Origin of the sequence: Vibrio cincinnatiensis DSM 19608, from assembly GCF_900167345.1 — a bacterium.
Classification (GTDB): domain Bacteria; phylum Pseudomonadota; class Gammaproteobacteria; order Enterobacterales; family Vibrionaceae; genus Vibrio; species Vibrio cincinnatiensis.
This window is the reverse complement of the sequence record NZ_FUXB01000014.1, coordinates 104,731-111,011: the sequence shown is the minus strand read 5'-3', so window position 1 is coordinate 111,011 and position 6,281 is coordinate 104,731. Positions and strand designations below refer to the sequence as shown.

The 6,281-nt window shown below is 39.1% G+C and carries 8 protein-coding genes; 4 read left to right on the top strand and 4 right to left on the bottom strand.

Annotated features, from left to right (window positions below; translation table 11 throughout):
* On the bottom strand, positions 1-120 hold a 120-nt coding region (locus B5D54_RS13520; RefSeq protein WP_139364787.1), incomplete at its 3' end, for a helix-turn-helix transcriptional regulator.
* A gap of 109 nt (positions 121-229) precedes the next feature.
* Between B5D54_RS13520 and B5D54_RS13515 the strand changes: the two genes are divergently transcribed.
* The 4 genes from B5D54_RS13515 (at position 230) to B5D54_RS13500 (ending at position 2,567) form a co-directional block, all read left to right on the top strand.
* The gene (locus B5D54_RS13515) at positions 230-1,372 is read left to right on the top strand and encodes a phage/plasmid replication protein, II/X family (RefSeq protein WP_078927074.1); all 1,143 of its coding nucleotides are present in this window, start codon (positions 230-232) and stop codon (positions 1,370-1,372) included.
* Positions 1,373-1,468: 96 nt separating this feature from the next.
* Positions 1,469-1,753: a single-stranded DNA-binding protein gene (locus B5D54_RS13510; protein WP_078927073.1), complete on the top strand. Its 285-nt coding sequence runs from the start codon at positions 1,469-1,471 to the stop codon at positions 1,751-1,753.
* A gap of 71 nt (positions 1,754-1,824) precedes the next feature.
* The gene (locus B5D54_RS13505) at positions 1,825-2,367 is read left to right on the top strand and encodes a hypothetical protein (RefSeq protein WP_139364786.1); all 543 of its coding nucleotides are present in this window, start codon (positions 1,825-1,827) and stop codon (positions 2,365-2,367) included.
* A gap of 17 nt (positions 2,368-2,384) precedes the next feature.
* Positions 2,385-2,567, top strand: coding sequence for a hypothetical protein (locus B5D54_RS13500; protein ID WP_078927071.1), 183 nt, complete (start codon positions 2,385-2,387; stop codon positions 2,565-2,567).
* 191 nt (positions 2,568-2,758) lie between these two features.
* Here the strand turns inward: B5D54_RS13500 and B5D54_RS13495 are convergent, their stop codons facing one another.
* From B5D54_RS13495 to B5D54_RS13485, 3 genes are all read right to left on the bottom strand, one after another.
* Positions 2,759-4,489: a response regulator gene (locus B5D54_RS13495; RefSeq protein ID WP_078927070.1), complete on the bottom strand. Its 1,731-nt coding sequence runs from the start codon at positions 4,487-4,489 to the stop codon at positions 2,759-2,761.
* A gap of 9 nt (positions 4,490-4,498) precedes the next feature.
* Positions 4,499-5,686, bottom strand: a complete 1,188-nt coding sequence (locus B5D54_RS13490) for an FIST signal transduction protein (RefSeq protein WP_078927069.1) — start codon at positions 5,684-5,686, stop codon at positions 4,499-4,501.
* 79 nt (positions 5,687-5,765) lie between these two features.
* Positions 5,766-6,104, bottom strand: a complete 339-nt coding sequence (locus tag B5D54_RS13485) for a hypothetical protein (RefSeq protein WP_078927068.1) — start codon at positions 6,102-6,104, stop codon at positions 5,766-5,768.
* Positions 6,105-6,281 lie beyond the last annotated feature (177 nt).

Below are 6,281 nucleotides of genomic sequence, written 5' to 3'. Positions count from 1 at the left end.
ACCATTTTCCCATTTCATATAAGTTTGAGCCGTTACACCTACGTGTTCCGCTACTTCACTTTGCTTTAACTGCTTACGCTCACGCATTTCTTTTAGTACATCTTTAAGCATTATTTTTATTCCTAGGTATCCTTTTGTTTGATTATATATCTACTTTTTGACACCTAGAGTTTACATGTGCATTTGTATAGTTTAAAGTATGAAAAATCATACTTGACAGGTTTTTTTAGTGTTCTTTATCGACCAGCTTTTCATGCAACAAGATTATCCTGACGGTGGGCTACCATTCGTTGGGATGCATGTTATTGAGCGCATCGATATGGAAACTGGAGAGAAGTTACCACCAAATGTTAATCAGAAGGTTTTAGAGGGCTCTTACAGTACAAAATTAACGATTCGTTGTAATGGTAACCGGGTCAGGGTTGAGGGAAACCCATCGCGTTGGCAGCGGATGGATAATCTCTTTGGTTTAAAGACTCTTGATGAATGTGTAGATATTTATAATCACGTTTTAGCTAAATACGAATTACCACCATTCACTAAAAATACTCGTCTTTTCCATCGCCAATCACCAGATGGAAAATCCTCCTCTCTGGTTGGTAACGGTGCCGAAATTACACTTATTGACTGGACACGAAATTACATGGTGGGACAGGGGAAGGAGGCATCTTTCATCCGCGGAATGTCCTCTATGCAGATAGGGCGAGGCCGCGAGCCCAAACTCTACCCAAATGGTATGACCTGCAACTGGGGCGAAGCTTCAGAATGGGCAATGACAAAACTCTATTGCAAAGCTTTTGAACTAACTAAACACCTTAAAAAGAACAAGCGTAAAAAAGACGGAACAACACTAGAACAACTTCAATATGTGGAACAACTCATAGCCTACTGCAAACAGCAAGGCGTAGTACGAGAAGAGCACAGTTTAAGACAGAAATTATTAAAACGTCACAATTTACAGTTTTATGGCTTGGTAACCGAACAAGACTTTCACGCACACTTAACAGACATAGAGAACGCCATGAAGACACTACACGCAACGCATGACACTCACCAATCCATAGCGCATCAGCTTGTTGAGGCGGGTGCGGTTGATACGCTTCGTAAAGCTAATACGACGCTAAGTTATTTCACCATGTGGCAACATGGCTCCGATTTACGAGAAATCTTAAATCAGTCACAGTTTTATGAACATAAGGCTCGTCTGAAACAAATTGGCATCGATATTTCTCGCCCTTTCGATGTAAGCCGTATGTGTCCAATCTTAAAGCGCTCAGAAGTCATTGAGGTTAAACCTCTTTCTATTCCTGACTGGTATCAACTTCCTGTTGTTGCTCAGTCAAATGTATTGCCATTCCGAGCGGTAGCCTAGTGGTTATGTGTGCTTGCTGCCTGCAAGGCGGTAGGCACACATAGCCACTAGAGCCTCTCGCATTTCAACTATTTCACTGAATAACAAGGAAATATTATGCTAAAAATCGAAATCTTTCCGGAAAATGTCAAGTTTGAAATACGCACATTTCCAGCCAAAGAAGATAAGCCAGCTCGAACTATCTATGAACAAGTAGCCTATGCCTATCTAGGTGGTAAGTTCCCTGTCGAAATGAAACTACAACTTGAAGAAGGACAACCCCCGTATGTCGCAGGATTCTATACATTACATTCCTCTAGCTTTGTTGTTAATAAGTACGGTGCTTTGGAGTTGAAACGTTACGGTATGTTGATTGAGCCATTAGAACTTACTGATATTTAACGTTTATTAGTGGCTTTAGGTTTCAACGTCGCCTATGGCCATTTCTTATTTCTTTATATTCAGGCTTTATTATGTCTATTCATGATCTTTGCAAAATATCTCTCGATAAGAGAATAGAGCTAGGACAAAACTTAGCAAAAAAAAATGGTCATAGGCTTTGGACTAAGGACGATATTTCTCGGCTAAAATCGCTCTATTTGCAAGGCTTAAGATCTTCTGAAATTGCCATTGCAATGGGGCGTTCACATGATGCCGTTCGTAGCAAATTGAGCCGCCTTTGTTTTTCGAAGTACCATTATTATAATCGTCAGGAAGATTTCTATATCCGTCGTTACTATGGTCAAAAATCGTTATCTACAATGGCTGCTCATCTCGGTGTCTCTGTGACGTCTTTGGTTGATAGAGCAACTAAAAAACTGAATCTTAAACATCGTTATTCAGGAGAGAACTCCCATATGGCTAAGCTTTCTGATGATGATGTAGAGTTGATTAGAACGCTTTTTGAAGAGGGGTTAACATGCCGTCAAATAGCCGAAAAATTTGAAATTTCGTCATCCCATGTAGCTAATATTGTTAACTATCGTTCTCGCTTAAAACTGACGTTTAAGCATTAATGAAAGGACGTTTTCTTATGAGCCAGCTTAAAGAGATTCGTTTTTGTATTTGTGGTGATTGTAGCGCGATTGTTCCTTTTACCGCTGAGTTGCATAATGAAGACGAGTTCTGTGAATGCGGCGGTCAAATGTGTGGTTGTGACTTTTGCAATGAAACTTACGCCAGTCATTTAAAGCCGATACTACTAACCAAACTCTAGTGAATTAGTGCGCATTATGTAGGTTATGTTAAATACAGGAACCATTACAGGTATGCTTTTATAGGAAACGCTACTCTTTTACGATACTTTGATTAAACATAATCAATTTACCATAAAGTATATAATTAGCTTAATTGTGTCATCACTGACCAATTAAGCTAATTAGGAAAACATCTTCAAGTGAACGCTCATCAGTTCTGATGTAGATAAAACTGAGCCAGGCGCTGTAATTCTTGGCTTCGTATTGGTTTTAAAATGACATCATTCATACCCGCCTCTAGAAATATTTGGTGATCGCTTTGCAGTGCATGAGCCGTAAGTGCAATGATAGGTGTCTGAATATTGTTAGATCTTAATTGTTTGGTTGCTTGTATTCCATCCATAATGGGCATTGAAATATCCATAAAAATCAGATCAAAGGAACGGTTATTTCTAATCAGTTCTATCGCCTGAGATCCATGGTCTGCAATAGTTACGTTGTAACCCATTTGTGATAGAATAAGCTGAATCACTACCTGATTCGTTTTTGTATCCTCTACAACAAGAATATTTTTAGCCGTTAATTGTGGCATGTTTCTTTGGTGCAGAACGACATCTGAAGAAGATTTACTCTCGTTGCAACTAGTACGGGATTGCACGGGTAATAAAATAGTGAAATGACTACCTTCACCAAGGATGCTTTGTACGGATATTTCCCCCCCCATTAGCTTAACTAGATGTTTTGTTATTGCGAGCCCTAACCCAGTGCCACCATAAATACGTGTAATAGAACTGTCTGCCTGAATAAAAGGTGAAAACAGATGCTCAAGCCTATGCTTATCAATGCCAATTCCGGTATCTTTCACTTCAATCAGGAGTTGATCTCGAGCGGTGATCAATGAAACGTCAACTCGACCAATGTGGGTAAACTTTATAGCATTACCAATAATATTGAATAAAATTTGTATGAGCCTGACAGGATCCACCCAATATTCATAGTGATCACAGATTGAGGTGCGAACATTAAAGCGAATACCTTTGCTTTCTGCTGCTTTGTGATGATATTCGAGAGCATGCATTAATCGTTTATGTAACTGCACCCAGTGACAGTGTAACTTGAAGTGCCCCGATTCTATACGGCTTAAGTCTAAAATATCATTAATTATCACCAATAAAAGTTCCGCAGAGTCTTCCATTTGCTCAAGTAAATCTTGCTGATAACGATTAGAGTCTTTACGTAGAATGTCAATTAAACCAAGAACGGCATTGAGGGGGGTTCTTAATTCATGGCTCATCATCGCTAAAAATTGAGATTTCGCTTGGTTAGCCTGCTCTGCTTGCTGTTGGGCGACAAATAACTCTCGTGTTTTTAGTTCAACGAGGCGCTGTAATTCTTCTTTATGCTCAATATCGTTGATCGCTCGTTCAAGTAATGGACGAAAACGTTGCAGTGTCGCTTTTGTTTCTAAACTGAACTGCCCTTTTCTATTGCCTAAGAGTAGTAAAATAGAATCACTCGTTTGGGTGCGAATGCCAGTAAATAGTGCGGATTTTATTTGATTTTTAAGAAAAGGATTAAGGCTACGAAACTCGTCAAGTTTAATTGGCTCAAAAAGAATAATGCATTCACCTTCTAATACCCGTTGAAATTTATCACCATTCAACCAGTTTTTTTCTTGAAAAGCTTGGTTTGACGCAAGAAAAGTAGCAAAGGTGATGTTTTCTTTGGGCTTAGAGATAACAACAAAATCATCAAACTTAATGTATCGGTGAAGAACGTTTTTTAATTCTTCGAATATCTGATACTTATTATCAGCATGGCTTAGCGCAGAAATGGCCGCTAATATGACTTTGTTTTCTTCTGCTAGCCTAAGTTCTCGTTCTTTACTTCGTTCGAGCTCTAGTAGCGTTTCATTTAACTGTTCAACTCTATCTTGTTCCATCATTGATCGTTATTCTGATTCATAAAAAATAACCGAGGCTATCATCAGGTTGCCATGTGCGTTCTCACCACTTACAAAACGCCCCTGTTCTCCAAAGGTAAAAGGACAGATAAAAGGTTGACCTCGCATGTCTTTAGTCAATTGTTGGTAGACGGTCAATATTTCGTGGCCTAATTGTAGCATTGGCCCTGCACAATAAATTATGACAGCGCCAAGCAGAAGTGATTCATGATAATTTTGCGTATTTACATCTTTGATAACTTTTGAAGCTCGATTGACCAGCTGATCTTTAGAACCACTCATTAAAGTGATCGTTTCACCTTGGTGAATGGTTGAAAATAGCTCAAGCCCTCCATTTTTTGTCATTCGTATCGGATGCGATAATTTATAATAGGCTTGTTGGTGAACATAACCAGCAATCCGTCCTATAGGGAAACGAGTGACGTGTTGGAAAAGGTATTCATCATTAATTTGTAGGCTAGAATGATCACTTATCCACTCTTTATAGATGTCAGCGGCTCTTTCTCCATCAATCTGCTCGATACAACGGCCGGCCGCTTTCGTCACAACTCCCTCAAATTCAGTGGGTGAATATCCAGCACTTAACCCTGTAATTAGGGGCTTTGAAGGGAAGAAAAGTTGCATAGCAATACCATGTTGACTCCACCCTTCTTGAGTGATAATCGACCACTTTTCTTGGATATGATTATCGGCTGAACTTCCTCCAATAATGGGGACTTGTGCGCCGAATGTTTCATCAATAGCATCAATAAAAAGCTCTTCATTGCCAGGAGTTGAATGTAAAATGATGAGGCTTGGAACCTCTCCGACACGATTGGAAGCAATCAAGGCTTGTTGAATCGCCTTCTGGGTCGCTTTTTTATAATCACAGCAATCATCAAGCTCAACCAGCCCTGTACCATAGGCACTAAACGAAGAGTCATAAATAGCCATAAGAGCAATGACTGGGCCAGGATGATAACCTTTATCTGTCATGACCCCTAAACAAGATGAACAACCAATCATTGGTATTCCTGGAAAAGCCTGTGTTAGGGCGTACTGTATTTCATGGCTTGAATATTCTTCGGAATAGTAGCAAATAAGGCTAGATAGCCCTTCTTGACTAACCTCTTCTTTTAGATGGTTGATCGCCTGTTTGGGGATAATTTGGTGAGAATAAGCGGTAATTAATCGCATCAGTAAATGGGCTTAAAAAGTTCTTTGCTTGTTATACATGATCTTCACTTGAGATGATAATTTTTATACTTATCTCTTATCATAAGATCCGTATTTTGATGCCTAACTCAAGGATAGTGATTTCTTGTGTGGTTTTATTCATCAGTACTGTTTTTCCATCTCCCACTCTTTGTCCTTCCGGTTTTATTGTCCACTCATTATGTACAGGGTAGAGGAGATAGCCATCATAGTTTGTGTCTCCTTTTGTTACTGTCAATGTTTTTCCATTTACATCTAAAGAACAAGTTGGGTTAGCAACACAATGCATGGTGACAACGTCACTATGCGTTAACGTTCGCCAAGTAAAAGCGGCAACCAAAATAGCTAAGGTGATGATTATTTGAGCAAACCTGTGTTTTGTAAGTGTTTCTGGTGGCATTGTTTTATGTTCTCCATGTAACAAACTTCAAACTTTTTAAATAAAAAAGCAAGCCCTGAACAATAGTAAGGTTACAACTCTGTCATTGAATTGTTAAATGCAGTATAGTTACGTCCGGAAAATGCCACTTTTTTATAAAGTCAGCAACTATTATTAAAGTGTTGATAACCATTAATT

Excerpts from the sequence above, each read along its gene's own strand:
- B5D54_RS13510 (WP_078927073.1), top strand. The coding sequence starts at position 1,469 with ATGCTAAAAATCGAAATCTTTCCGGAAAATGTCAAGTTTGAAATACGC.
- B5D54_RS13495 (WP_078927070.1), bottom strand. The coding sequence starts at position 4,489 with ATGGAACAAGATAGAGTTGAACAGTTAAATGAAACGCTACTAGAGCTC.
- B5D54_RS13485 (WP_078927068.1), bottom strand. The coding sequence starts at position 6,104 with ATGCCACCAGAAACACTTACAAAACACAGGTTTGCTCAAATAATCATC.
- B5D54_RS13490 (WP_078927069.1), bottom strand. The coding sequence starts at position 5,686 with ATGCGATTAATTACCGCTTATTCTCACCAAATTATCCCCAAACAGGCG.
- B5D54_RS13500 (WP_078927071.1), top strand. The coding sequence starts at position 2,385 with ATGAGCCAGCTTAAAGAGATTCGTTTTTGTATTTGTGGTGATTGTAGC.
- B5D54_RS13505 (WP_139364786.1), top strand. The coding sequence starts at position 1,825 with ATGTCTATTCATGATCTTTGCAAAATATCTCTCGATAAGAGAATAGAG.